Raw genomic sequence first — 22419 nt, 5'->3', positions numbered from 1 at the left:
CTACGCCTCCATCGCAATCACAATTGCCTCACCCATCTTCTTCAGCGCCTCGCGATGCTTCTCCGTTGGCGGTAACGCAACGTTGATCCGCAGGCAGTTGCGGTACTTGCCGGACGCAGAGAACAGCGACCCGGCTGCCGCCTGGATCTTCAGCCGGCACAGCTGCTTGCTGACGCACACCATGTCGACGTTTTCCGGTAACTCCACCCACAGTAAAAAACTGCCCTGCGGGCGCGTCACGCAGATCTCCGCCGGGAAATACTGCCGCACCCAGCAGGTATAGGTTTCCATATTCTGCTGATAAATCTGGCGCATACGGCGAACGTGACGATGATAATGGCCGTCGCGAATAAACGCCGCCACCGCCATCTGCGTTCCCGGCACGTTAAAGCCGCCTGCAGCGTATTTCATGTGCATCACCCGGTCGTAATAGCGCCCCGGCACAATCCAGCCGACGCGCAGGCCCGGTGCCACGGTCTTGGTAAACGAGCTGCACAGGAGTACGCGGCCATCAATGTCCATGGAGTGAATGGTGCGCGGGCGCGGGTATTCCGCCGCCAGCTCGCCGTAAATATCATCCTCCACGATCACGATATCGTGCCGCTGGGCGAGAGCCAGCACCTGCTTCTTCCGCGCTTCCGGCATGATAAAACCCAGCGGGTTATTGCAGTTGGGCACCAGGATCACCGCTTTAATGGGCCACTGCTCCAGCGCCAGCTCTAACGCTTCAATGCTGATCCCGGTTTCGGGATCGGTGGGAATTTCGATGGCTTTGATGTTGAACCCGCGCAGCATCTGCATGGTGCCGTGAAACGACGGGGATTCCACGGCCACAATATCGCCCGGTTTGCATATCGAGAGCAGGGCAATCGACAGCGCGCCGTGGCAGCCATTGGTGATGACAATCTCATTCGCAGCCACGGTAGAGCCGCCGTCCAGCATCAGCCGTGCGATCTGCTCGCGCAGCTCGAGCCGACCGTCGAGCACGTCATAGCTCAGCATCTCGCCCGGATTGTGCTGCGCGATGCGGCTCATTTCGCGCCACAGCGGTTTCAGGCTCGGTTGATTGACGTCCGGCGAGCCGCCGCCAAAGGAGATCATCTCTTTGTCGGCACGGGCATCCAGCAGCATCATCACTTCATCCCACTGGGTGACGTCTACCGGACGCTGCACCGGACGCGTCATTGCCGGTACGGGCGGCATGGCCTTACGTTGCGAGACAAAATAGCCGGAGCGTGGCTGAGGCGTGATCAGCTGCAGATTTTCGAGGATCTGGTAGGCCTGCTGTATGGTGCTGATGCTAACGCCATGCTCCTGGCTCAGCGCGCGCACCGACGGCAGACGTTCACCGCTGCGATACAGCCTTTGTTGAATGCGTTCCGCCAGAAGGTTGGCGAGATGTTGGTAGCGCGTCATGCTGTATCCTTTGTTTTCACCATACAGATTGTAAAACCAGTACAGATTGCCGCAAAAAACGGCATGCAGATACAGTTTTAGCGGATCTGTATGTTAAACAAAAGATGTTTTTGAATCTGTATTGTACGCCCTGAATTCCACGATGATAACGCTACTGGCACAGTGAGGAGAGCATCATGGAATTTTATGAGAACCGTTCAAAACGTCCGTTTATTGTTTTTGTCTGGATCGGCAAAACGCTACGCAATTGGTACCGTATTCACCGCACGCGTCGCATCCTGAGCAAGATGAGTGACGAGCAGCTTAAGGATGTCGGGTTGTCGCGCTATGATGTGTAAGCAGGCAGGGTCGGCGCTGGCCGGGTAAGGAGAAACCCCTACCCGGTGCAACGGAGAGATTATTCGACTGATTTCACCGCGGTGTTTTCAGCGATGCGGCGCAGATATTCGTTATTCTTAAATGCGACCATGATCAGTTCGAACGTCACGCGACAGCCGATCAGGCTGAAAATCATCCCGATAAATCCGGTGATCAGATGATCGGTAAACATGGAATACACGCCGGCAATCAAAATCACCAGCATGACGATCCAGTAGAAGAAGACCAGCACGCGTGGCGTTAATAAGTAGTCAAATCCCAGAATGGCTTTCATTTTCTTTTCCTTAGAAATATAAAAAAGGCTCAAGATTGTATCTTTATCACGTTCTTTTATGGCGTGGATAGCTATCTGATTTCAGAGTAGTAATTCCAGCGTTTCTTGTTTTGGCCTTTCAAGTAGTGCCACCGCCTCCTGATACGTGCGCACGTTGTTATAGCCCATCACCAGTCCGTAACGCTTGCCGGAGCCGCGATACCACTCCGAGAGCGCGTTAACCTGTAGCTGCTGCGCTTGCCAGCAGTGCGCGATTTCCCGGTCACAACTCCCCTTCGAAAGGAATGCCACGATGTGCATCCCACCGTCGTTTTGCTCGGTGAAAAACAGGTCGCCATACACCTCCTGTAAAGCCTTAATCATCCACTCCCGCCGGGTCTGATACAGGGCCCGCATCTTCTTAAGATGTCGGAAAAAATGGCCTTCGTTGAGAAAGGCGGTGAGGATCTTTTGCGTCAGCACCGGCTGGCCGCTGGTAACGATGTCCGCGCAGTCGGTAAACGCCCCGATGGTGCTGGCGGGCATCACCACGTAGCCCATGCGCAGCGACGGCATAATGGTTTTGCTGAAGGTGCCCATAAAAATGACCCGGTCGTGCCGGTCGAGGCTTTTTAGCGACGGCAGCACCTTGCGGGTGTAGTGAAATTCCCCGTCGTAGTCATCCTCAATAATCCAGGCCTCGTTCTGACTCGCCCAGTCGAGAAGCTGTTGTTTACGCGGCAGAGAGAGGGTGACCGCCAGCGGGCTCTGGTGCGACGGGGTGACGATGGCGAAGCGGGCATCGCGATGGTGGCGCAGCAGGTATTCCGTATCGATCCCGGCGCGATCGACCGGCACGGTGTGCAGGCGCGGCACGATCCGCTTGAGCAACTGCTGGCCCATAAAGTAGCCCGGATCTTCAAACACCACCTTGTCGCTGCGGCTGGCCAGCGTATCGAGGATCAGGCGCAGGCTACCGCTGTAGCCGCTGGTGATCAGCACCTGCTCGGCGGTGCAGGCGAGCCCGCGTGAAATATTAAGGTAGCTGGCAATCGCCTGGCGCAGGGGATACCAGCCCAGCACGGGCGGATTCAGCATCTCTTCCTGGCGCATGGCGCGCGTCGCCTGGCCTGAAAGCAGCAGCCATTTTTTATAGGGAAAGCTGTCGAGGGAGGGAATGCCGGGGCGCAGAAAACCTGCCCGTTCGCGCTGGCCGATCAGCGAGGCCGGAAGCGTGCCGGTGGTCTGCTCCGCAGGGGCGTGCTGCGCAGGCAGTAACAGGTCCGGATTGACCCGCGTGCCGCGTGCCCCCTGGCTTACCAGATACCCTTCGCCCGTCAGGATGGCGTAAGCGGTTTCAACGGTTTTGCGCGCCACCTTCAGCTCTTCCGCCAGCACGCGAATGGCGGGGACTTTGTCGCCAGGCTTTAGCACGCCACGCGTGATGTTGTCGCGATAGCGGGTATAAATAGCGTGATAGCCCGGTTTCATGTCCTACCTCGTTTGACGGTTTTTGTGTCTTTTTACTATGTCATTATCCGCGTAGATTGTCCTCATCGCATGACATATGCCGCACAAAAAAGAGGAAAGACAATGAGCACCCGCGTAAACCACCATAAGATCACACCTGCCCTCGCCAACGCGCTGTCCAACCTGAGCATGGAAGTGGCGAAAACCTCTCTCGACCCGGCGCTGAAGCACCTGATCGACATTCGTGTCTCACAGCTGAACGGCTGTACCTTCTGCCTGGATATGCACTCGAAAGAGGCCAAAATCGCCGGAGAACGCGAGCTGCGCCTGTACCATCTGGCGGCATGGCGCGAGTCCCCGCTGTTCAGCGCCCGTGAGAAAGCGGCGCTGGCCTTCGCCGAAGCGCTGACGCAAATTAGCGTGCATGGCGTGAGCGATGCGCTCTACCGCAGCGTGGCGGAGCACTTCTCGGACGTGGAGATTTCAGAGCTGAACTTTGCCATTGTGGCGATCAACGCCTGGAACCGTCTGGGGATCACGTCCCGCATGGAGCCGGGCTCGCTGGACGCGGCTTACGGGCTGAACAAAGCTAACCTCGAATAACCCCGCGCTCACGGATCATCGCCACCAGCGCCCGTAACCCTGGCGGGACGTGGCGATGCCCCGGATAGTACAAACGCAGCCCGGCAAACGGCTGCGTCCAGTCGTTTAACACGCTCACCAGTTCCCCGCTTTCAAGCTCTTCCCGGATATACAGTTCCGGTAAAAACCCTATCCCTAATCCCGCCTTCACGGCCCGGATCGAGGCGAAAAGATCGGACGTGGCAAAGCGCGGCGGTACCGCCAGGGCGTACTGTTCCCCGTGACGCGCCAGCTCCCAGCGGTAGATCCCACCGTGCGCCATGCGCATACCGATCCCCTGATGTAAGAGCAGATCCTCCGGCGTGTGCGGCGTGCCGTGGCGGGCAAAGTAATCCGGCGTGGCGGTGACAAGCTGGCGGATCTCACCGGTCAGCGGCACGGCGATCATGTCCTGTGGCACGGATTCTTCAAGACGGATCCCGGCGTCGTAACCTTCTGCGACGATGTCGATCATCCGTGCTTCGCTTAGCGTCTCGACGCGCATTTTCGGGTAGCGGATCATAAAGTCGATCAGCAATTGATCCAGAAAGAGCGCACCGATATGGTTCGGTACGTTTAAGCGCAGGGTGCCGGCAGGTTCGCCGGTATCACTGTGGATCTCTTCGCTGGCCTGGCGTATCGCCTGCAGTGCCGGGCCGATACGGGCCACGTAGCGCTGCCCGGCGTCGGTAAGCGCCACGCTGCGGGTCGTGCGGTTAAACAGGCGCGTCTCCAGGCGGCTCTCCAGCCCGGCGATAGCGTTACTTACCGCCGTGGCGGACATGCCCAGCTCCTGTGCCGCACCGCGAAAACTGCCGCGCCGCACCACCGCCATAACCACTTCCAGCTCTGTCAGACCCGAACGATGCATAGATTATCCTGAAAATCGAAACAACCCTTGCAGCATAGCGTGGATTATCGCAACGGAGAAGCCGTGCCAGACTGTGTCCATACAGCCTGAGGAGGTTTATATGCACAACATCGAACAGATCTTTATCAACGGCGAATTTGTTACCCCGCACGGCACCGAACGTTTTGATTTATACAATCCGGCGACGGCGCGGGTGATTGGCCAGGTTCGCCTGGCCGATGAGGTAGACGCTGAGCATGCCATCGCGGCCGCGAAAGCGGCATTTCCGGCATGGTCGCAAACCCCCCGACAGGAACGTATTGCCGCGCTGAAACGCATGCATGCCGCCGTGGCCGCCCGTCATGACGCGCTGCTGGACGCGGTGATTGAAGAGTACGGCGCGCCAGCCTCGCGCTCGGCGTGGATGGCCCGCTACCCGGCAGATGTCATTGCCCAGGCCATCGAGGCGCTGGAAGCCTTTGAGTTTGTGACCACAGCGGGGGCGGCAACGGTGCAGATGACGCCGCTTGGTGTCGCCGGGCTTATTACCCCGTGGAACAGCGACGCGGGGTTTATCTGCGGCAAACTGGCGGCTGCGCTCGCGGCGGGCTGCACGGCGGTGATTAAACCGAGCGAGATGAGCGCATTGCAAACCCGCATTGTCACCGAGGCGCTGCGCGATGCCGGGTTACCGCCGGGCGTGTTTAACATTGTCACCGGACGGGGCGATACGGTCGGTGAGACCCTCAGCCGCCATCCGGACGTGGCGAAAATTTCGTTTACCGGTTCGACCGTTACCGGCAAAGCGATACTGCGCAACGCGGCGGAGAGTGTTAAGCGAGTGACGCTGGAGTTAGGCGGTAAATCGCCGACGATCCTGCTTGATGATGTCGATTTGGCGCAGGCTATCCCGCTGGTGGTGCAGGCCGGGTTTATGAACAGCGGGCAGGCGTGCGTGGCCGGAACGCGCATTCTGGTACCGCAGTCGCGTAAGGCAGAAATCGAAACTGCGCTGGCGCAGGCCGTCGCGGCCGTGAAATCCGGCGATCCGCGGGATAACGCGACAGAAATTGGCCCGATGGTCAGCGAAAAACAGTGGCTGCGGGTGCAGGGCTATATCCGTAAAGGTCTCGACGAGGGGGCAAACCTGCTGGTGGGGGGCGAAGGGCGTCCGGAAGGGACGCAGGACGGCTGGTTTGTGCGCCCGACGCTGTTTACTGATGTCACAAATCAGATGGCGATTGCCCGGGAAGAGATCTTCGGCCCGGTACTGTGTGTGATCCCTTATCAGGACGAGGCCGAAGCCGTCGCCATTGCCAACGACACCGAGTATGGCCTGAGTGCGATGGTGCTGGGCAGGGATGTCGAACGTGCGCGTCGCGTGGCGCAGCAGATTGTCGCGGGCCGCGTGCTGGTGAACACGCTGGCCCATGAGCCTAAAGCGCCGTTTGGCGGGTTCAGGCACTCCGGCGTGGGGCGTGAGATGGGCGAGTGGGGGATCCGCGCGTTTATGGAGCCGAAGTCGATTCTGGGATAACCGTTTGTCGCCCTCCCGGGAAGAGGGCGACAATACTTCGCCCTTCACCGAAGCATCCGCATTTTCTTTCCTGCATGCTCTTCGCACCCTCACAACGGAGAGACAACCATGATTGCAGTCCTTTTCGAAGCCCAGGCCGCGCCTGCCCACCAGGCGCGTTACCTGCAGCTCGCAGCCGAACTCAAGCCCCTGCTGGCGGATATCGACGGGTTTATTGATATCGAGCGTTTTCAGAGCCTGACCACCGACGGCAAAATTCTCTCCCTCTCCTGGTGGCGGGATGAAGAAGCTGTCCGCCGCTGGAAGCAGAACGTCTTTCATCAGGCGGCGCAGAGGGAGGGGCGGGAGGCCATCTTTACCTACTACCGCATTCGGGTGGCGCAGGTGGTGCGGGAATACGCCTCAGAAACCGGAGGGCATGCGGATGTATGACGTTCATGTGATTTTCGACGCTACGCCAGGGGAACTGGCGCGATTTGGCCAGCTGCTGGGGTGTAATGGTGTGGGGCTGGAGGGCGGCGGTGTGTTTGGTACCGAAGCCCATTTCCTGGTGGAAGAGGGCGAAAAAGCCCATCGCGTGCTGCTTGAGGGCGGGTTTAACGTCCGATCAGTCCGTAAACCGCTGATCAGAAAACTGCAGCAGGCGCGCCCCGGTGAGCTGGGCGAGATTGCCGCGGCGTTAGCGGCTCACGGTGTGTCTGTACTGACCCAGTACAGCGACCATGCGAATCACCTCATTCTGCTGACGGATAATGATAAGCTGGCGGCAGAGATCACCAGACCATGGGCAGTCAATGCTTAAGACCCGTTTACCCCCTGACAACAGCACGCTGCTGGAGCAGGCCATGGCGGCAGTAGCCGCTGCCATGGCGGATCCGTCGCGTGTGAAAATGCTCTGTGCGCTGATGGATGGCCGGGCATGGACCGCCACCGAGCTGAGCGCGGCGGCGGATATCGCCCCCTCCACTGCCAGCGGGCACCTGACCCGTCTGCTGGACGGAAAGCTGATTACCTGCCTGTCACAGGGGCGGCATCGCTATTACCGCCTGGCAGGACACGACGTGGCGGAACTGGTCGAGCAGATGATGGGGCTGTCGTGGAGCCGCATCACCCCGCCGGAAACCTCCGCCCCGAAAGCCCTGCGTGAAGCCCGCACCTGTTACGACCATCTGGCAGGGACGGTGGCCGTTCAAATCTATGATTTTATGCAGGCGCAGGGCTGGCTGGAGACGGACGGGTCAGCCCTGACCGTGTATGGACGCGAACAGTTCCTGACGCTCGGTATTTCATTAAGCGCCAATCCGCGCCGTAAGGCCTGCTATGCCTGTCTTGACTGGAGCGAGCGGCGGTTTCATCTTGGGGGCGAGGCGGGCGCGGCGCTCCTCGCGTACCTGGACAGCAACGGCTGGATCCAGCGGGTGACGGGATATCGGGACGTGGTGGTCACCGCGTCGGGAAACGTTGCCATTAAAAAACGTTTTAGCCGCTAAATTCTCCGCGGTTTGATGCCCTTTCCCACCGGGAGAGGGCATTCGTCTTTCGCAATTCCTGCTCTTTTGTCTCTCGTTTCTTGATACTTACCCTGGTAACTATTATCTTGACCGCGTGTTACGAGAGGATATCCCATGCGTGAAGAAGAACTGTTTAGCCGCAGACCGATGGGGATGCGGATGGCCATGATCGTGCGTCAGTGGCGCGCCGTGATTGACGACGCCATTCTCGAGACCGGGTTAACCCAGTCGAGCTGGACGGTGATGATGCAGCTTCAACAGCTTGGGGATAACGTCTCGGTGAGTGAACTGGCGGAGGTGCAGGGTATTGAACTGCCGCCGCTGATGCGCACGCTGACACAGCTGGAAAAACAGGGTTACCTGTTACGCACCGTATCGCCTTATGACAAGCGTATCCGGCTACTCACGCTGACGTCGGAGGGGAACGCCGTACTCAGGACGCTCTCCCGGGTGATCGAGACATTTCAGGCGCGCGTATCGCAAAACATCGCGCCGGAGCATCTCGATATTTTCAGCGCCACATTGAATCAAATCGCCTGCAATTTGCGGAAAATCCGCGAAGAAGATAACAAGACCGAAAAATAATGACTCCTGAACAAAAGTTTGCCCGCTGGGTAAGGGTAAGTATTGCCTCTTTCCTGCTGATGTTTGTCTACTTTGTCGTCGCGGACATCTGGATCCCGCTGACGCCGGACTCCACCGTCATGCGCGTGGTGACACCGGTTTCTCCGCGCGTCTCCGGCTACGTGGCGGCTGTCCATGTACACAACAACAGCCAGGTGAAGCGAGGCGACCTGCTGTTTGAGCTGGATGACACGCCGTTTCGCAATAAAGTGGAAGCAGCGCAAATCGCGCTGGAGCAGGCGCGACTTTCTAACGAACAGCTGGATGCGCAGATCGCGGCCGCACAGGCCAGCCTGAAAACCGCCGTGCTGACCGCGCGTAACGACAAGGTGACCTACGATCGTTATCAGAAACTCAGCACGCTGCAGAACGTGTCGCAGGCGGATCTGGATAAAGTCCGGACCACCTGGCAGAGCAGCGAGCAGTCCGTCAGTTCGCTGCAGGCGAACATCCGTAACCTGCGCATTCAGCGCGGTGAGCGGGAAGAACACCGCAACGTCACCCTGCAAAAATACCGCAACGCGCTGGATGAAGCGGAACTGAATCTTGGCTGGACGAAGGTTTACGCCCAGGCGGACGGCACGGTCAGTAACCTGCAGCTCAGCCCCGGCTATTACGCCTCCTCCGGTTCGGCCGCGCTGGCGCTGGTGAATAATCAGGCCGATATCGTGGCCGACTTCCGCGAGAAGAGCCTGCGCCATACCCATCAGGGAACCGATGCCGCCGTGGTGTTTGACGCCTTCCCGGGACACGTCTTCCGTGCGCATGTGACCAGCAGCGATGCGGGGATCCTCGCCGGACAGGAGGCGGTGAACGGCGAGCTGTCCGAGCCAGAAACCTCCAACCGGTGGGTTCGTGATGCCCAGCGTATGCGTATCCACGTGGCGCTGGACGAGGCGCTGCCGAAGCAGCTTCCGACCGGTGCGCGTGCCACCGTGCAGCTCTATAACAGCGAAGGGCCGTTTGCGCGCTTCTTCTCCGGGATGCAGATCCACCTGGTGAGCCTGCTGCACTATGTCTATTAACACTCTGGCGCGGGTGTTTACCCCGCACGGCAACATCGTCTATACGGCAAACGACTTTCGCCAGACCCTGCGCATCGTCTTTGCCGGCATGATTGCGCTGAGCATTTCGAGTTTTTACAACACTCACTACGGCGTGTTTTTCGTGGTCTACCCCATCATGCTGCTGTCGCTGGTACCGGTCTTTAACCGCCACGTGGCGAAGCAATTTATCTTTAGCGCCTCGCTTAACTGCGTTGAAATGGTCATTATCATCGGCTATCTGTCGCAATGGCCGGTGATCATGACGTTAGTCGTGTTCGCCTTGTACGTCATGCGTTTTCGCTTTATGAGTAAGGGACCGCTGTTTCTGTTTGGTTCGATGGGCGTGGTCTGCCAGAGCGTGATGCTCAACTTTATGAGCTATCCCACCACCGACTGGCATACGTTGCTGTTTTCCAATATCGAAGCGAGCGTTATGGCGGTGTGCCTGAGCGCGCTGATGAATTACCTGCTGCCGGACGTGGAGCCGCGCAAGCCGCCGCCGCTGATTGAAAAAGATGACGCCCGCGTGCGCCACGAGTCGCTGCTTTCCGGGACCGTTGCCACCCTGATTTTCGTCATCTTCCAGATAAGCGACCTGAGCGACTCACTTTCCGCGCTGATGGCCGGGGTATTGATTCTGTTTCCCATGCACTATCGCGGCGCGGTGATGAGTTCCCTCTGGCGCGTGGTCGGCGTGGTGCTGGGCTGCCTCTACATTCTGGTCGTCCAGCTTATCCTTTACGATCACAGCAGCCATATGCTGCTGATGATGCCGCTTATCGGCCTTGGGCTGGCATTTGGCGCGCGGCTGCACGTGATGGAGAAGGTCGGCGCCGGGGTCGGGTTTTCCAGCATCACCACCATCGGCATTATGTTCGGGCAGAACATGCACCCGGACAGCGACCTGGTGTTCAGCGATCTCTATCGCATTACCTCGGTGACCTTTGCGCTGGTGGCGACCCTGACAATGGTCTTCCTGGTGCATTTGATCCTTAATCGCTTTGCCCCTACGCGCTATGTGATCGCGCCGCCTGAGGCGAATTAATGCGCGAGCACGGCAGGCAATTGCGAGAGTAAAAACAGGATCAGGCCAATCGTCCCACCCACCAGCGTGCCGTTCACACGGATGAACTGCAGGTCTTTGCCGATATTAAGCTCAATCTGGCGCGACATATCTTTGGCATCCCAGCTCTTGACCGTGTCGCTGATATGCCGTGTGAGGAACGCGGCAAAATCCGGCGCCACGCGGTGCGCCGCCTGCTCCAGATGCTCGTTCAGCGATGCCTGCAGGCTGGCATCGTTCGACAGCGTTTCGCCAAACCACAGTCCGGCGTTGGCGATGCGCTGCCTGACGCGCGAGTCCTCGCTTTGCATATCCGCTTTCAGCCACTGACGCAGGTCGGCCCACATCTCGCCCAGATAACGGTTAAACGCCTCGTCGTTCTTCAGGTAGTGCTTGATGTTATCGGCTTTGGCGGCCATTTCCGGATCGTTTTTCAGGTTGTCGATAAACTTCAGCGTGGCGCGGTCAAACGCCTGGCGGATCTGGTGCGTGCGGTCGTGGCTGATATCATCCAGCAGCGTATTCACCGCATTCGACACCATCTCCGCACTCTGATCGCCGAGCCACTCGGTAGGCAGCACCATGGCCTTGCGTGGATGCTCGGTCTTCAGCCAGTGCACAATCTGGTCGGCGATAAAGTCCCGCGTGCTGTCACGCTGGATAAGCGCGATCAGGCGGTTGATGATGGCGTCCAGCAGCACCTGATGGCGATTGTTCCGGGTCATGCTCTCCAGCATCACCGCGCTGGTTTCGGTGAAGTCGACCTTGTCGATGGCCTTATGCACCGCCCGTTTGAGCAGCCGCTGAATGCGTCCGTCGTCGGTCAGTTCAAGAAAACCGCTCATTACCTGAATCAGATGCAGCCCGACGCGCCGGGCGTTGTCGGGCTGGCTGAACCAGGTGCCAATCATCTGTGCCGGCTCATAGCGGCGGATCAATGCCACCAGTGACTGGGTATCGAGAAACTTTTCCTGCACGAACTGACCCAGATTGTCGCCAATGCGGTCTTTGTTGCGCGGAATGATCGCCGTATGGCGTGAGATAAACGGGATAGGCACCCGGCGAAACAGCGCGACGACGGCAAACCAGTCCGCCAGCGCGCCGACCATCGCCGCCTCGGCAATGGCCTTTACGCCGCGCACCCAGAAGGTTTGCGGCAGGAACAGGGTGGTGATAAACGCCGCGGCGGCAATCAGCAGCAGCGACAGCGCCAGCAGCTTGGCGCGTTTAAGTTCAGCTATTTTTTCCATGGCTTAAGAATAGAGGGAGGCGGGAAGAAAATGCAAAAAACGCCACACGACCCACCCACCAAACGCCATCAGCACCACGCCAGCGGTTCGCTCAATCAGCCAGAGTGAACGGCTGAGCGTCCGCTGAACCACGGGCAAGCCCATCAGCGACACCAGCGCTAAATCCCAGACCAGCACCACCATTACCATCCAGACACCGCAGGTTGACTGCTGAAGCAGCGTGACATCCGGCCCTAACAGCGCCGTCATGAGCGCCAGATAAAAAAGCGCATTCTTCGGGTTTAACAGTGCCGAACCGAGCCCCAGCAGGATTTGCTTACGCAATGAGGGGCACCGCTGATGAGTCTCATTGAGCGCAAGCGTCTGTGGGCGGCTGCGCGCCAGCCGCGATCCAATCCAGAGCAGGTAGAGCGCGCCGGATAATTCGATAAGGGTGAACAGCCACGAAAACGTGCGCAGGGCGCTCCAGCCGATAATCACCAGCACAATATAGAGCGCGTTACCCGCGGCGATACCGAGGCACAACCCGGCACTGCCGCGCAGCCGGTAACGTGCGGCGTAACCGACCAGCAAAAAGAAATCCGGACCGGGGCTTAACAGGGCTACAAAATGCGCCAGCGCCAGGGCGAGAAAAGCGGAAGGGAAGAACAGTTCCATCGTGACCTCCAGAGCAAAAACGGAGATCACCTTACGGCGTTACGTATCCTGATTATTGTCTGATATTGATCGGCCCGTCGCGTACTGGCGAGGCGTGGCGGCCGTGTAGCTGACGAAGGTTTTATGGAAATGGCTCTGGTCGGCAAACCCGCTCTGGTAACCGACATCGGCGAGATCATCTCCCGCACGCAGTCGCGCTTTGGCGTATTCCACGCGAGAGATGTTGAGAAAGCGTCCTGGCGTCAGGCCGGTGTCCTGTTTAAAGGTGCGGATTAACGTCTCTTTGCGCAGTGAAAATCGCCGGGCAAGGTCGTCAAGGGAAGGCGGGGCGGTGAGGTTCGACAGAAACGCCTCTTGCACCTGCTGACTCAGTGAATGGGGCTTATCTGTGCGGCCTGTAGAGGGGGGAAGGGCGCAAAGCAGTGCGTTCAGGGAGGCCGCGGTCATGTTCTCAACCACTCCAAGATAGTGATTAAACAGCGTTTGGTCGCGAATGACCTGCAGTGCCAGCGAAAGGTCAGTGTCGATATACAGCATGTGGTAGCTGCGTGGCTGTCCCGCCACCGGGTTGCAGCTGTGGGGAGCATGCGCCGGGATGACGATGATGTCGCCAGGGGTCAGGATATACTCCCTGTCATGGACTGTGCAGCACGTCTGGCCTTCCAGGATCGCGCCAATAGAGAGCTGTGGGTGACAATGACGTTTATACGCCTGGGTGCTCTGCCACGTGCTGCGCAGCTCGTGGCCGCAGGCGCGATGAAAGGTCTGGCGGATGTGTCGGGTCTCGGTCATGGGGAACTCCTGTCAGGAACGTTTTTTATACCATGCCCGCGCGACATGTTGCAGTACCACGCTAAGAACCTTCCGGATATACCCAACTTTACGTCCATCGCCAGTCATATTGTCTACCCTTAATACCCTAAGCGGTAAAACAAGGAGATTCGACATGGCTTACCAGACAGTAAATCCTGCCACAAACCAGCTCATCAAAGAATATCCATCCCATACCGACGCGGATGTTGAAGCGGCGCTGAAGGCGGCCGATGCGCTTTACCATTCGGACTGGGCAAAAGGCGACATTAACCAGCGCCTGCCGGTACTGCGTAAACTTGCGGACCTCATCGACGAACGTACGGAGGATCTGGCCAAAATTGCCAGCAAGGAGATGGGTAAGCTCATTGAACAGAGCCGCGGTGAAGTGAAACTGTGCGCGCAAATCGCCCGCTACTACGCGGATAATGCCCAACGGTTCCTCGCCCCGGTGAAGTACGACTCCGAACTCGGGGAAGCGTGGGTCGAGCACCACCCTATTGGCGTGCTGATGGCCGTTGAGCCGTGGAACTTCCCTTATTACCAGCTGATGCGTGTCCTCGCCCCGAACCTGGCGGCCGGTAACCCGGTGATCGCCAAACACGCCAGCATCGTGCCGCACTGTGCAGAGACGTTTGCACATCTGGTGCGCGAGGCCGGTGCACCGGAAGGGGCATGGACCAACCTGTTTATTTCGTCGGATCAGGTGGCGAACATCATCGCCGACGATCGTGTACAGGGTGCCGCGCTGACCGGTTCCGAAAAAGCGGGTAGCGTGGTCGCGGCGCAGGCGGCGAAGCACATCAAAAAATCGACCCTGGAGCTGGGCGGTAATGACGTCTTTGTGGTGCTGGATGATGCCGATCTGGAGAAGGCCGTGAAGACGGGCGTGAATGCCCGACTCAATAACGCCGGCCAGGTCTGTACGGCGGCGAAGCGTTTCATCGTGCATGAGAAGATTGCGGATGCCTTCCTCGCGAAATTCACCGAGGCATTTAAGCAGGTGAAGATTGGCGATCCGCTGGACGAGAGCACCACCCTGGGGCCGCTGTCCTCTCAGGATGCGCTGGACACGTTGACCACACAGGTCAACGAGGCGGTGAAAAACGGCGCGACGCTGCATTACGGTGGCAAACCGGTGCAGCGTGACGGGTGCTTCTTTGAGCCGACGATCCTGACGCATATCTCGCGCGACAACCCGGCCTACTTTGAGGAGTTCTTCGGCCCGGTGGCGCAGATCTATGTGGTGAAAAATGATGACGAAGCGGTCGCACTGGCGAACGATTCCCACTATGGTCTGGGCGGCGCGGTGTTCAGCAAGGATATCGAGCGGGCGAAGAAAATGGCGTCGCGTATTGAGACCGGCATGGTGTATATCAACTGGCTCACCGATACCGCGCCAGAGCTGCCGTTTGGCGGCGTGAAGCGATCCGGTTACGGACGCGAACTGTCGGACCTGGGGATCAAAGAGTTTGTGAACCAGAAGCTGGTGGTGCGTAAATAACTCTGCGAATAAAAAACCTGCCATCCGGCAGGTTTTTTTTGAGGTTATTGCACTTCAATCTTGTCCCAGCCGCTTTTGAACATGCAGCTGTCGACTAAGGTATCCCGGCGATATTCATTCGCGTCTTCAACCGTGTAGCTCGTGGAAATATCCTTTTTCTTTTTCGATTTGTCCATTTTTTCCGAGCTCGAACCGGTCACAACATTGTCCGGGGGCAGATCAATCAGGGCCTGTGCTTCGCATTCCGTGAGCTTTTTATTCATCTCAGCGTCACTGACTCCCGGTTTCACCCATTTATACTGGACGCAACCGGTGAGCAGAAGCGTGATGCTCAGAACGCAAAGCGCGGTAATGCGGTGTTTCATCAGAAGGTGACTCCACCGCCTACATATGCGCCGTCGATCAGCGTGTGGCCAGGACGACCGTCTTTGCCGTCAACGCTTACGTGACGATAACCCACTTTCAGCGTCACAGGCGTGATTGGCGTCCAGCTCACACCGCCGTTGGCTTCCACGTAGTTTTTCACGCTGTTGTTCAGACCTTCTGGTGCGGCATACCCTTCGCCAAACACGTGGATGCTGTCGGTCAGCGCAACGTTAATACCGCCACCGATGGGGAATGCCACGCCGTTATCGCCTTTTTTCGGGCCAAGGTAGATTGCTTTAGCGCCGGCATTCAGCATCACCGGGCCCACTTCCAGGTTGTAACCGGCGCCAACGCCACCTGTTTGCGTGCCGTCGTCAGTGTTTTTGAGCCAGTTGCTTTCAAGGTACACACCGGATGAGGATTTACCCATTTCCAGATTAAGGTTAGTAAAGTTTTTACCTTGCTCAATCGTGCCGCCCATAGCCAGTGCAGAACCCGACAGGACGGTCAGAGCAGAAAGAAGAAGAACATTCAGTTTTTTCATGTTTTGTGCCTCGTCATTAATTTCATCTGAGGCCACCTTAACAAGCGATGTTTATGACTGCAAATGTGATTAAGGTCGTGTTTTTATGCTGTTTTTGTTAATGGCTGGCTTTTTAAATGTTGCTTTCATGTTTAGTTATCGCTGGGTCAATATGTATTACCTGGACGTTTAGGACAGGTTTAGTTTTTTGACTAAATAGACACTGAACGAGACAGAGGATAACCGTTTGACATGAATTAATTGGCTTTCTAATAATTTCCAGAAACATTTCAAATTTTACACTTTGTGGTTTAGTTTTACATTTCTGGCGGTTCATGCGCCTGCAATTGCCTGTCCGCGTATCTCTGCGGTGTCATTTTCCTGACACGTTTGTTCTTTACGTTGTTGGCTTCACTTTCTGGATACTAACAATATGAAAAGAAAAATTATTCCTGTGCTTATCGGTTGTGCGCTCTCTTTCTCTGGCCTGGCGGCGCAGCCCACGGCCGAACACTATGTTGTCAGCTTCCCCGAAGGCACGCGCGTGAGCTACAGCGGCGCGTTTGCCGGTGCGTTCCCGAAGGGGCTCCCGGTCGGGATTGGCTCTGGCCTGCTGTTTACCGGTAAACAGGGCGATACCCTGACGTTTGCGACCGTGACCGATCGCGGTCCGAATGCGGATTCGCCGAAAGTGGGGAAAGATGAAGCCAAAATCTTTGTCACGCCCGATTTCGCTCCGCTGCTGATGACGATTCGCATACAAAATGGCAAAGCGGAGGCCGTCGATGCGCGCCCTCTGCATGATGATAAAGGCGAGATCAACGGTCTGCCGCTGCAAAGCGGCGTGATTGGCTCGACCAATGAAGTGGCGTTCAGTGACACATTAAAGGTGCTGAAGGGCGACAATCGCGGGCTGGATACGGAAGGTATCACGCCGGACGGTAAAGGCGGTTACTGGCTGTGTGACGAATACGGTCCGTTCCTGATTAACGTCGACAGCAAAGGCAAGATCCTGGCGATTCACGGTCCGCAGGCGGCGGAAGGCGAGAAATCCATCGCGGGCGGCTTGCCGAATATTATTAAATGGCGTCAACCAAACCGGGGCTTTGAAGGCCTGACCCGTATGCCGGACGGGCGTATCATTGCCGCGGTGCAAAGCACGCTGGATATCGACGGCAAAAGCAAAAAACAGGCGCTGTTTACCCGCCTGGTGAGCTTCGACCCGGCGACCGGGAAAACCGCGATGTACGGTTATCCCATCGACAGCGAAGCCTACAGCAAAAACAATGACGCCAAAATCGGTGACATTGTGGCGCTTGATAACCAGCAGCTGCTGCTGATTGAGCAGGGCAGCGATAAAAACGATGGCATGCGCAACCTCATCTACAAGGTGGACCTCAGCAAGGCGAGCGATCTGACACGCTTCGATAAGCCGGGCGAATACCCGGAGTTTGATGACGAGAAGACGCTGGCCCAGCGCGGCATTACGCTGGCGGCTAAAACCCAGGTCGTGGATTTGCGCGCGCTTGGCTGGCAGCAGGAAAAGGCCGAAGGGTTAGCGCTGATTGACAACAAAACGCTGGCGGTCGCGAACGATAACGACTTTGGCGTGAAGGTGGCGATGGAAAATCCGGTCGAGGGCAAGAAGCTCAAGGATTATCGGGTGAATTCGCAAGGTGCACTCACGATTGATGATAAACCGGTTGCGACCACCCTCGCCGTGAAGCCGCTGGCGAAGCCGGCGTCAGAAAGCGAACTGTGGATTGTGACGCTGCCCGACGCGCTGAAATAATCTCACAGCCCTCTCCGCAACTGCGGAGAGGGCTGCGTTCGTACGGTTATTTGCGCAGTGCTGCAAACGCTGTCCGGATCTCGTCTTCCGACAGCTGTAGCCCAATAAACACCATGACGCTTCGCGGCGTTTCATCTCCCCACGGTCTGTCCCAGTCCGCGCTGTACAGCCGCTGTACGCCCTGGAACAGCAGGCGGTTCGGTTCGCCATCAATCCACAGCATCCCTTTGTAGCGCAGCAGCCTGTCGGCAAAAGAGAGCAGCAGGTTTTCCATGACGCGGGAGACGTCGCTGATATCCACCGGGTAATCCAGCTCGACCACAATCGACGAGACGTCGTTTTGCTTATCTGCCATAAAGTGGAAGCGCGGCGTCGAGGTGACATGCTCTTCCAGCATAAAGCCATTGGTGTTGAACAGCTGCGAGAGATCGATATCACCGTGCGTCGCGATGTAAATCGGCGCCCGCGAGTTGATACGCGTCAGGCGCTCGCGCAGTTTTTCGCTGTCGCCCGCCACGTCGGTTTTGGTCAGCAGGATGCGATCGGCGTAGCCCACCTGCGACTGGGCGAGAGTGAACTGGTTCATCTGTTCGTCGGCATGAACCGCGTCGACCAGCGCAATGACGCCGTCCAGCAGGTAGCGCTGGCAGAGGATCTCATGGGCGAAAAAGGTCTGAATAATCGGGCCGGGGTCGGCCATACCGGTGCATTCAATCACCAGGCGGTCAAAATCGATTTCACCGCGATCGCGGCTGTCGAGCAGATCCAGCAGGGCATCTTCTAATTCATTCGAGCGGGTGCAGCAGATACAGCCGTTAGTCAGGGTTTTAATCTGCGTGGCGCGATCGCCAATCAGCTGATCGTCGACCGAGACTTCGCCGAATTCGTTTTCGATCACGGCGATTTTGAAGCCGTGCTGCGCGTTCAGAATGTGGCGCAGCAGGGTGGTTTTACCGGCGCCAAGGAAACCGGTCAGCAGGGTGACGGCAATCGGGGTCATGGTCTCTCCTTTAGCAGCAGCGTACGCCGCCTTCTCCACTCCCGCCGTAGCGCGCTTCCTGACGCTCGCGGAAGAATTCGGTATAGGTCATGTACGGTTTATCCGGATGGTTGGTCTTCATATGCTCAACGTAGTTGTCATAGTCCGGAATGCCAATCAGCATTTTCGCCGCCTGACCGAGGTATTTTTTCGCTTCGCCTAAGTTACCAAACATTGTGCCTTCCAGATAGAAAAAGCCCGGCTGGGGCTGCCGGGCGTTGTTTCCCTTCACCCTAACCCTCTCCCGCAGGGAGAGGGATGCGAGGGCGGATTAGTGGTGTGAAGAGGTCTTCACGCCGCCTTCCGGTACCGGGACATACGGGGTTTCTTTATCCGTACGACCCTCGGCGTTACGCACGTTCAGCCAGGTTTTGATGCCGTAGAAGATGATGCTGTACACCACCACCAGGAACAGAATACTCAAACCTGCGTTGGTGTAGTTGTTCACCACGATGTGGTTCATGTTGGCAATCTGCTGCGCAGTGAGGTCCGCGCCGCCTGCGGCAATTTTCTCTTTGTACTGGTTAGCCATGAAGAAGAAGCCTTCCAGCTGCGGGTTGGCGCTGAACAGTTTCAGACCAAGCGCCCAGGTGGTGCAGAGCAGCAGCCACAGCGCAGGGATCACGGTGACCCAGATGTATTTGGTGCGTTTCATCTTCACCAGTACAACGGTGCCAAGAACCAGGGCGACAGCGGCCAGCATCTGGTTAGAGATACCGAACAGCGGCCACAGGCTCTTCACGCCGCCCAGCGGGTCGACAACGCCCTGATACAGCAGGTAGCCCCACAGACCCACGCAGCCCGCGGTTCCCAGAATACCCGCCACCAGAGAGTCGGTTTTCTTCAGGAACGGCACGAAGTTACCCAGCAGGTCCTGCAGCATAAAGCGTCCTGCACGGGTACCGGCGTCCAGCGCGGTCAGGATGAACAGCGCTTCAAAGAGAATACCGAAGTGGTACCAGAAGCCCATGTCCGCCCACGGCAGCACTTTGTGGAACACGTGTGCGATACCCACTGCCAGCGTCGGTGCGCCACCGGCGCGGTTCAGGACTGACGGTTCGCCAATGTCTTTCGCGGTCTGCATGATCTGCTCAGGCGAAATCACGAAGCCCCAGGAGCTGACGGTTGCGGCAGCATGTGCGCTCGCATCTTTCAGCTGCGCCATGATCAGCGCCGCGTTATCACCGCCCATCTCATGCAGGTTTGGCATGGTAATGCCCAGGCCTGCCGGAGGGGTGTTCATCGCGAAGTAGAGACCCGGTTCGATGATGGACGCGGCAACCAGCGCCATGATCGCCACGAAAGACTCCATCAGCATTGCGCCGTAGCCAATCAGACGCGCGTCTTTTTCGTTAGCCAGCAGCTTCGGTGTGGTACCGGAAGCAATCAGGGCGTGGAAGCCAGAGACCGCACCGCAGGCAATGGTGATAAACAGGAACGGGAACAGCGCACCTTTCCACAGAGGACCGGTACCGTCGATGTACTGGGTCACTGCCGGCATTTTCAGATCCGGGTTAATCACCAGGATGCCGATTGCCAGACCGACGATAACGCCGATTTTCAGGAAGGTCGCCAGGTAGTCACGCGGTGCCAGGATCAGCCAGACCGGCAGCAGAGCGGAGACAAACGCATACCCAATCAGCGCGAAGGTGATGGTGGTGTCCTTGAAGGTCAGCGCCGGGCCCCAGTACGGGTCGTGCGCAATCACGCCACCGAAGTAGATAGATGCAACCAGCAGCACAATCCCAATCACCGACACTTCACCCACGCGACCCGGGCGGATAAAGCGCATGTAGATACCCATGAACAGCGCAATCGGCACGGTAGAGCAGACGGTGAATACCCCCCACGGACTTTCGGCCAGCGCTTTCACCACGATTAACGCCAGCACCGCGAGGATGATGATCATAATCAGGAAGCAGCCGAACAGTGCGATGGTCCCCGGCACGCGGCCCATCTCCTCTTTGACCATCTCACCCAGAGAGGCGCCGTTACGGCGAGAAGAGATAAACAGCACCATAAAGTCCTGCACCGCCCCGGCCAGCACTACGCCCGCGAGCAGCCACAGGGTACCAGGCAGGTAGCCCATCTGCGCGGCCAGAACCGGGCCGACCAGCGGACCCGCACCGGCGATAGCGGCAAAGTGGTGACCAAACAACACGTAGCGGTTGGTGGGCACGTAGTTGAGGCCGTCATTATTAATGACCGCCGGAGTGGCACGCGTCGGGTCGAGTTTCATGACCTTCTGCGCGATGTATAAGCTGTAGTAGCGATAAGCAACAAGATAGACGGAGACAGACGCAACGACGATCCACAGGGCGCTTACGTGTTCGCCCCGGCGTAGTGCGACAACCGCCAGACAAAAAGCGCCGAGGATCCCGAGTAACGCCCAGGGCACGTGCTTCAGTAGTTTTTTCGTATCCATAGTAAGACCTGGTTTTTTATGTAATGAAAAAGGGTCAGGGTTCGTTATGAGGAGGTATTGATTAATGCTGGAGCGATCGTGCCAGAACCACGCGCGTGTAAAGACAGGTAAATGAATGAGCGGTTGAAAGGGCCAGGTGAGCGGTCAAAGAGGGCGGCGAGTGGTTCCGTCTCGCCGCCGCCGGGAGAAATTATGTGATTGAGATCACGTGGTTATCTGCTGTGCGCTCTACCGCCAGATAATTTTCCAGCGTTTTAAGCAGCTTCTCTTTTAGCCAGTTGGGCTCCAGGATTTGAATGTTCGGCAGCCAGTAGAACAGCAGCGGCAGGATCTGGTTCTCGTGTGCCGCCTGACAGCGCAGCGTGACGCCGTTGTGCTGCTCACCGACAAGCTCTTGTTCTGGCAGCAGGTCGCGGCGCATAAAGTAATGTGAAATAGTATCTTTAATGAATATTTTCACTTCGAAAGTGTCTTCCGACACCCACGGATCGCGGCTTTTTTCCAGCAGTCCGAGCGCATTTTCTTCCGGCGTGAAGGTTTTTTGTTGAATATCAAACCAGCTAATCTGACTCAACGAGAAGGATTTTAGCCGGCTATTCTCGGTGGCTTGTAAATACCATATATTTTTATTGTTAATGAGTTTATAGGGATTAATCAGGCGGGTTTTACCCTTATAAACGATCTGGCATACATTACGATTCTTAATCGATTTCTCGATTTTCGATAAATAGCGACGAATATCACGTTCTACCGTGTGCTCTGCTTCGTTGCCAAGAATAAGAATATGATTTTCGTCAACGCGTGTTTCAAGTTTCTGCCAGAATTCCGTATTTCTTTCCGGGAAAAAGCTATCGGCATTCAGGAAGTTAGCAATCGTGTGATGTAATCCTTGTCCACCGGGAGATTGTGCGGAGTGGATCAGACGATACAGCCCGTTACCGGTATGTTCCACAATAGGTGAAAGCGCATTTAAATCCCGGTAGACGGTGCGCTCGGTAATTTTAAATTTTTCCATGAGCGCACTGCGGTTTACCACACCATTTAAATGTAACTCAACCAGAATATCGACCAGACGTTCAGCCGAGCGGCTCCGCGTCGATTTAGCCATAAGGTCTTCCTGTATATTAGGGTATGCGCTGAATGATGCGGGTCGCACTGACATGTATTGTCAGTATTCAGACACAGAAAATTTCTCTTATGGCTATATAACGGCGTGATTAAGCGGAAACCTTAGGAATTTTTGTGGAAATTGGCGCTGGCCGGGAAACGGCCAGCGCAGGAGGG

General features: G+C 57.1%; 24 protein-coding genes. 11 read left to right on the top strand and 13 right to left on the bottom strand.

Annotated elements, in window-relative coordinates:
• Positions 1–1416 carry a PLP-dependent aminotransferase family protein gene (locus QE396_RS14020; protein ID WP_309951395.1) on the bottom strand — a complete coding sequence of 472 codons (1416 nt, stop codon included), beginning with the start codon at positions 1414–1416 and terminating at the stop codon, positions 1–3.
• 176 nt (positions 1417–1592) lie between these two features.
• Here QE396_RS14020 and QE396_RS14015 point away from each other — a divergent pair, with 176 nt between their 5' ends.
• Positions 1593–1754 (top strand): DUF1127 domain-containing protein, encoded by a 162-nt coding sequence (locus QE396_RS14015; RefSeq protein ID WP_014168457.1) that lies wholly within the window; start codon positions 1593–1595, stop codon positions 1752–1754.
• A gap of 59 nt (positions 1755–1813) precedes the next feature.
• Here the strand turns inward: QE396_RS14015 and QE396_RS14010 are convergent, their stop codons facing one another.
• Together QE396_RS14010 and QE396_RS14005 are read right to left on the bottom strand one after the other, a co-directional pair.
• A complete protein-coding gene (locus QE396_RS14010; RefSeq protein WP_020885330.1) occupies positions 1814–2068 on the bottom strand; it encodes a DUF4282 domain-containing protein in 255 nt (84 codons plus the stop codon).
• A gap of 81 nt (positions 2069–2149) precedes the next feature.
• Complete coding sequence (locus QE396_RS14005) at positions 2150–3538, bottom strand: PLP-dependent aminotransferase family protein (RefSeq protein WP_134179313.1); 1389 nt, start codon at positions 3536–3538, stop codon at positions 2150–2152.
• A gap of 102 nt (positions 3539–3640) precedes the next feature.
• On the opposite strand from QE396_RS14005, the gene QE396_RS14000 reads away from it, so the two are divergent.
• Positions 3641–4120, top strand: coding sequence for a carboxymuconolactone decarboxylase family protein (locus QE396_RS14000; RefSeq protein WP_020885328.1), 480 nt, complete (start codon positions 3641–3643; stop codon positions 4118–4120).
• On the opposite strand, the gene QE396_RS13995 is transcribed toward QE396_RS14000, so the two are convergent.
• Positions 4107–5009, bottom strand: coding sequence for a LysR family transcriptional regulator (locus tag QE396_RS13995; protein WP_020885327.1), 903 nt, complete (start codon positions 5007–5009; stop codon positions 4107–4109). The genes QE396_RS14000 and QE396_RS13995 overlap by 14 nt on opposite strands.
• A gap of 100 nt (positions 5010–5109) precedes the next feature.
• Between QE396_RS13995 and QE396_RS13990 the strand changes: the two genes are divergently transcribed.
• The 7 genes from QE396_RS13990 to QE396_RS13960 all read left to right on the top strand — a co-directional run bounded on the left by QE396_RS13990 (position 5110) and on the right by QE396_RS13960 (position 10751).
• On the top strand, positions 5110–6525 hold the full coding sequence (locus QE396_RS13990; RefSeq protein ID WP_180249697.1) for an aldehyde dehydrogenase family protein: 1416 nt from the start codon (positions 5110–5112) through the stop codon (positions 6523–6525).
• Between the two features lie 108 nt (positions 6526–6633).
• A complete protein-coding gene (locus tag QE396_RS13985) occupies positions 6634–6957 on the top strand; it encodes an antibiotic biosynthesis monooxygenase (RefSeq protein WP_014168463.1) in 324 nt (107 codons plus the stop codon).
• The gene (locus QE396_RS13980) at positions 6950–7327 is read left to right on the top strand and encodes a hypothetical protein (RefSeq protein ID WP_020885325.1); all 378 of its coding nucleotides are present in this window, start codon (positions 6950–6952) and stop codon (positions 7325–7327) included. The genes QE396_RS13985 and QE396_RS13980 overlap by 8 nt, the downstream gene beginning before the upstream one ends.
• A complete protein-coding gene (locus QE396_RS13975; protein WP_032670779.1) occupies positions 7320–8015 on the top strand; it encodes a helix-turn-helix transcriptional regulator in 696 nt (231 codons plus the stop codon). Before QE396_RS13980 ends, QE396_RS13975 begins: the two co-directional genes overlap by 8 nt.
• A gap of 135 nt (positions 8016–8150) precedes the next feature.
• Positions 8151–8621, top strand: a complete 471-nt coding sequence (locus QE396_RS13970; protein ID WP_020885323.1) for a MarR family winged helix-turn-helix transcriptional regulator — start codon at positions 8151–8153, stop codon at positions 8619–8621.
• A complete protein-coding gene (locus QE396_RS13965; RefSeq protein ID WP_086533213.1) occupies positions 8618–9685 on the top strand; it encodes an HlyD family secretion protein in 1068 nt (355 codons plus the stop codon). Before QE396_RS13970 ends, QE396_RS13965 begins: the two co-directional genes overlap by 4 nt.
• Positions 9675–10751, top strand: coding sequence for a DUF2955 domain-containing protein (locus QE396_RS13960; protein ID WP_014168468.1), 1077 nt, complete (start codon positions 9675–9677; stop codon positions 10749–10751). Before QE396_RS13965 ends, QE396_RS13960 begins: the two co-directional genes overlap by 11 nt.
• Here the strand turns inward: QE396_RS13960 and QE396_RS13955 are convergent.
• The 3 genes from QE396_RS13955 to QE396_RS13945 are packed head-to-tail and all read right to left on the bottom strand — an operon-like array spanning position 10748 to position 13468.
• Complete coding sequence (locus tag QE396_RS13955) at positions 10748–12019, bottom strand: DUF445 domain-containing protein (protein ID WP_014168469.1); 1272 nt, start codon at positions 12017–12019, stop codon at positions 10748–10750. The two genes, QE396_RS13960 and QE396_RS13955, sit on opposite strands and share 4 nt — an antisense overlap.
• Before the next feature lie 3 nt (positions 12020–12022).
• Positions 12023–12676, bottom strand: a complete 654-nt coding sequence (locus tag QE396_RS13950) for a LysE family translocator (RefSeq protein ID WP_020885321.1) — start codon at positions 12674–12676, stop codon at positions 12023–12025.
• 39 nt (positions 12677–12715) lie between these two features.
• The gene (locus QE396_RS13945) at positions 12716–13468 is read right to left on the bottom strand and encodes an AraC family transcriptional regulator (RefSeq protein WP_020885320.1); all 753 of its coding nucleotides are present in this window, start codon (positions 13466–13468) and stop codon (positions 12716–12718) included.
• A 154-nt stretch (positions 13469–13622) separates the two neighbouring features.
• Between QE396_RS13945 and QE396_RS13940 the strand changes: the two genes are divergently transcribed.
• The gene (locus QE396_RS13940; RefSeq protein ID WP_309951383.1) at positions 13623–14990 is read left to right on the top strand and encodes an NAD-dependent succinate-semialdehyde dehydrogenase; all 1368 of its coding nucleotides are present in this window, start codon (positions 13623–13625) and stop codon (positions 14988–14990) included.
• Between the two features lie 44 nt (positions 14991–15034).
• Here QE396_RS13940 and QE396_RS13935 read toward each other — a convergent pair whose 3' ends face one another.
• Positions 15035–15355: a hypothetical protein gene (locus QE396_RS13935; protein WP_020885318.1), complete on the bottom strand. Its 321-nt coding sequence runs from the start codon at positions 15353–15355 to the stop codon at positions 15035–15037.
• Complete coding sequence (locus QE396_RS13930) at positions 15355–15900, bottom strand: YfaZ family outer membrane protein (RefSeq protein ID WP_014168475.1); 546 nt, start codon at positions 15898–15900, stop codon at positions 15355–15357. Before QE396_RS13930 ends, QE396_RS13935 begins: the two co-directional genes overlap by 1 nt.
• Before the next feature lie 412 nt (positions 15901–16312).
• Here QE396_RS13930 and QE396_RS13925 point away from each other — a divergent pair, with 412 nt between their 5' ends.
• The gene (locus QE396_RS13925; protein WP_284962710.1) at positions 16313–17671 is read left to right on the top strand and encodes an esterase-like activity of phytase family protein; all 1359 of its coding nucleotides are present in this window, start codon (positions 16313–16315) and stop codon (positions 17669–17671) included.
• Between the two features lie 46 nt (positions 17672–17717).
• Here the strand turns inward: QE396_RS13925 and yjiA are convergent, their stop codons facing one another.
• The 4 genes from yjiA to QE396_RS13905 all read right to left on the bottom strand — a co-directional run bounded on the left by yjiA (position 17718) and on the right by QE396_RS13905 (position 22243).
• Complete coding sequence (gene yjiA / locus QE396_RS13920) at positions 17718–18671, bottom strand: GTPase (protein ID WP_047366575.1); 954 nt, start codon at positions 18669–18671, stop codon at positions 17718–17720.
• A gap of 10 nt (positions 18672–18681) precedes the next feature.
• On the bottom strand, positions 18682–18885 hold the full coding sequence (locus QE396_RS13915; protein ID WP_003856610.1) for a YbdD/YjiX family protein: 204 nt from the start codon (positions 18883–18885) through the stop codon (positions 18682–18684).
• Positions 18886–18981: 96 nt separating this feature from the next.
• Positions 18982–21135, bottom strand: a complete 2154-nt coding sequence (locus tag QE396_RS13910; protein WP_020885314.1) for a carbon starvation CstA family protein — start codon at positions 21133–21135, stop codon at positions 18982–18984.
• Between the two features lie 190 nt (positions 21136–21325).
• Complete coding sequence (locus QE396_RS13905; RefSeq protein ID WP_047366576.1) at positions 21326–22243, bottom strand: YafY family protein; 918 nt, start codon at positions 22241–22243, stop codon at positions 21326–21328.
• Positions 22244–22419: the final 176 nt, after the last annotated feature.

This window comes from Enterobacter sp. SORGH_AS_0287 (assembly GCF_031453695.1).
Classification (GTDB): Bacteria; Pseudomonadota; Gammaproteobacteria; order Enterobacterales; family Enterobacteriaceae; genus Enterobacter; species Enterobacter ludwigii.
This window is presented reverse-complemented; position numbering and strand designations above follow the sequence as displayed.

What these genes read in the sequence shown, in the direction of transcription:
- QE396_RS14020 (WP_309951395.1), bottom strand. Translation starts at nt 1,416, where the DNA reads ATGACGCGCTACCAACATCTCGCCAACCTTCTGGCGGAACGCATTCAA.
- QE396_RS14015 (WP_014168457.1), top strand. Translation starts at nt 1,593, where the DNA reads ATGGAATTTTATGAGAACCGTTCAAAACGTCCGTTTATTGTTTTTGTC.
- QE396_RS14010 (WP_020885330.1), bottom strand. Translation starts at nt 2,068, where the DNA reads ATGAAAGCCATTCTGGGATTTGACTACTTATTAACGCCACGCGTGCTG.
- QE396_RS14005 (WP_134179313.1), bottom strand. Translation starts at nt 3,538, where the DNA reads ATGAAACCGGGCTATCACGCTATTTATACCCGCTATCGCGACAACATC.
- QE396_RS14000 (WP_020885328.1), top strand. Translation starts at nt 3,641, where the DNA reads ATGAGCACCCGCGTAAACCACCATAAGATCACACCTGCCCTCGCCAAC.
- QE396_RS13995 (WP_020885327.1), bottom strand. Translation starts at nt 5,009, where the DNA reads ATGCATCGTTCGGGTCTGACAGAGCTGGAAGTGGTTATGGCGGTGGTG.
- QE396_RS13990 (WP_180249697.1), top strand. Translation starts at nt 5,110, where the DNA reads ATGCACAACATCGAACAGATCTTTATCAACGGCGAATTTGTTACCCCG.
- QE396_RS13985 (WP_014168463.1), top strand. Translation starts at nt 6,634, where the DNA reads ATGATTGCAGTCCTTTTCGAAGCCCAGGCCGCGCCTGCCCACCAGGCG.
- QE396_RS13980 (WP_020885325.1), top strand. Translation starts at nt 6,950, where the DNA reads ATGTATGACGTTCATGTGATTTTCGACGCTACGCCAGGGGAACTGGCG.
- QE396_RS13975 (WP_032670779.1), top strand. Translation starts at nt 7,320, where the DNA reads ATGCTTAAGACCCGTTTACCCCCTGACAACAGCACGCTGCTGGAGCAG.
- QE396_RS13970 (WP_020885323.1), top strand. Translation starts at nt 8,151, where the DNA reads ATGCGTGAAGAAGAACTGTTTAGCCGCAGACCGATGGGGATGCGGATG.
- QE396_RS13960 (WP_014168468.1), top strand. Translation starts at nt 9,675, where the DNA reads ATGTCTATTAACACTCTGGCGCGGGTGTTTACCCCGCACGGCAACATC.
- QE396_RS13955 (WP_014168469.1), bottom strand. Translation starts at nt 12,019, where the DNA reads ATGGAAAAAATAGCTGAACTTAAACGCGCCAAGCTGCTGGCGCTGTCG.
- QE396_RS13950 (WP_020885321.1), bottom strand. Translation starts at nt 12,676, where the DNA reads ATGGAACTGTTCTTCCCTTCCGCTTTTCTCGCCCTGGCGCTGGCGCAT.
- QE396_RS13945 (WP_020885320.1), bottom strand. Translation starts at nt 13,468, where the DNA reads ATGACCGAGACCCGACACATCCGCCAGACCTTTCATCGCGCCTGCGGC.
- QE396_RS13940 (WP_309951383.1), top strand. Translation starts at nt 13,623, where the DNA reads ATGGCTTACCAGACAGTAAATCCTGCCACAAACCAGCTCATCAAAGAA.
- QE396_RS13935 (WP_020885318.1), bottom strand. Translation starts at nt 15,355, where the DNA reads ATGAAACACCGCATTACCGCGCTTTGCGTTCTGAGCATCACGCTTCTG.
- QE396_RS13930 (WP_014168475.1), bottom strand. Translation starts at nt 15,900, where the DNA reads ATGAAAAAACTGAATGTTCTTCTTCTTTCTGCTCTGACCGTCCTGTCG.
- QE396_RS13925 (WP_284962710.1), top strand. Translation starts at nt 16,313, where the DNA reads ATGAAAAGAAAAATTATTCCTGTGCTTATCGGTTGTGCGCTCTCTTTC.
- yjiA (WP_047366575.1), bottom strand. Translation starts at nt 18,671, where the DNA reads ATGACCCCGATTGCCGTCACCCTGCTGACCGGTTTCCTTGGCGCCGGT.
- QE396_RS13915 (WP_003856610.1), bottom strand. Translation starts at nt 18,885, where the DNA reads ATGTTTGGTAACTTAGGCGAAGCGAAAAAATACCTCGGTCAGGCGGCG.
- QE396_RS13910 (WP_020885314.1), bottom strand. Translation starts at nt 21,135, where the DNA reads ATGGATACGAAAAAACTACTGAAGCACGTGCCCTGGGCGTTACTCGGG.
- QE396_RS13905 (WP_047366576.1), bottom strand. Translation starts at nt 22,243, where the DNA reads ATGGCTAAATCGACGCGGAGCCGCTCGGCTGAACGTCTGGTCGATATT.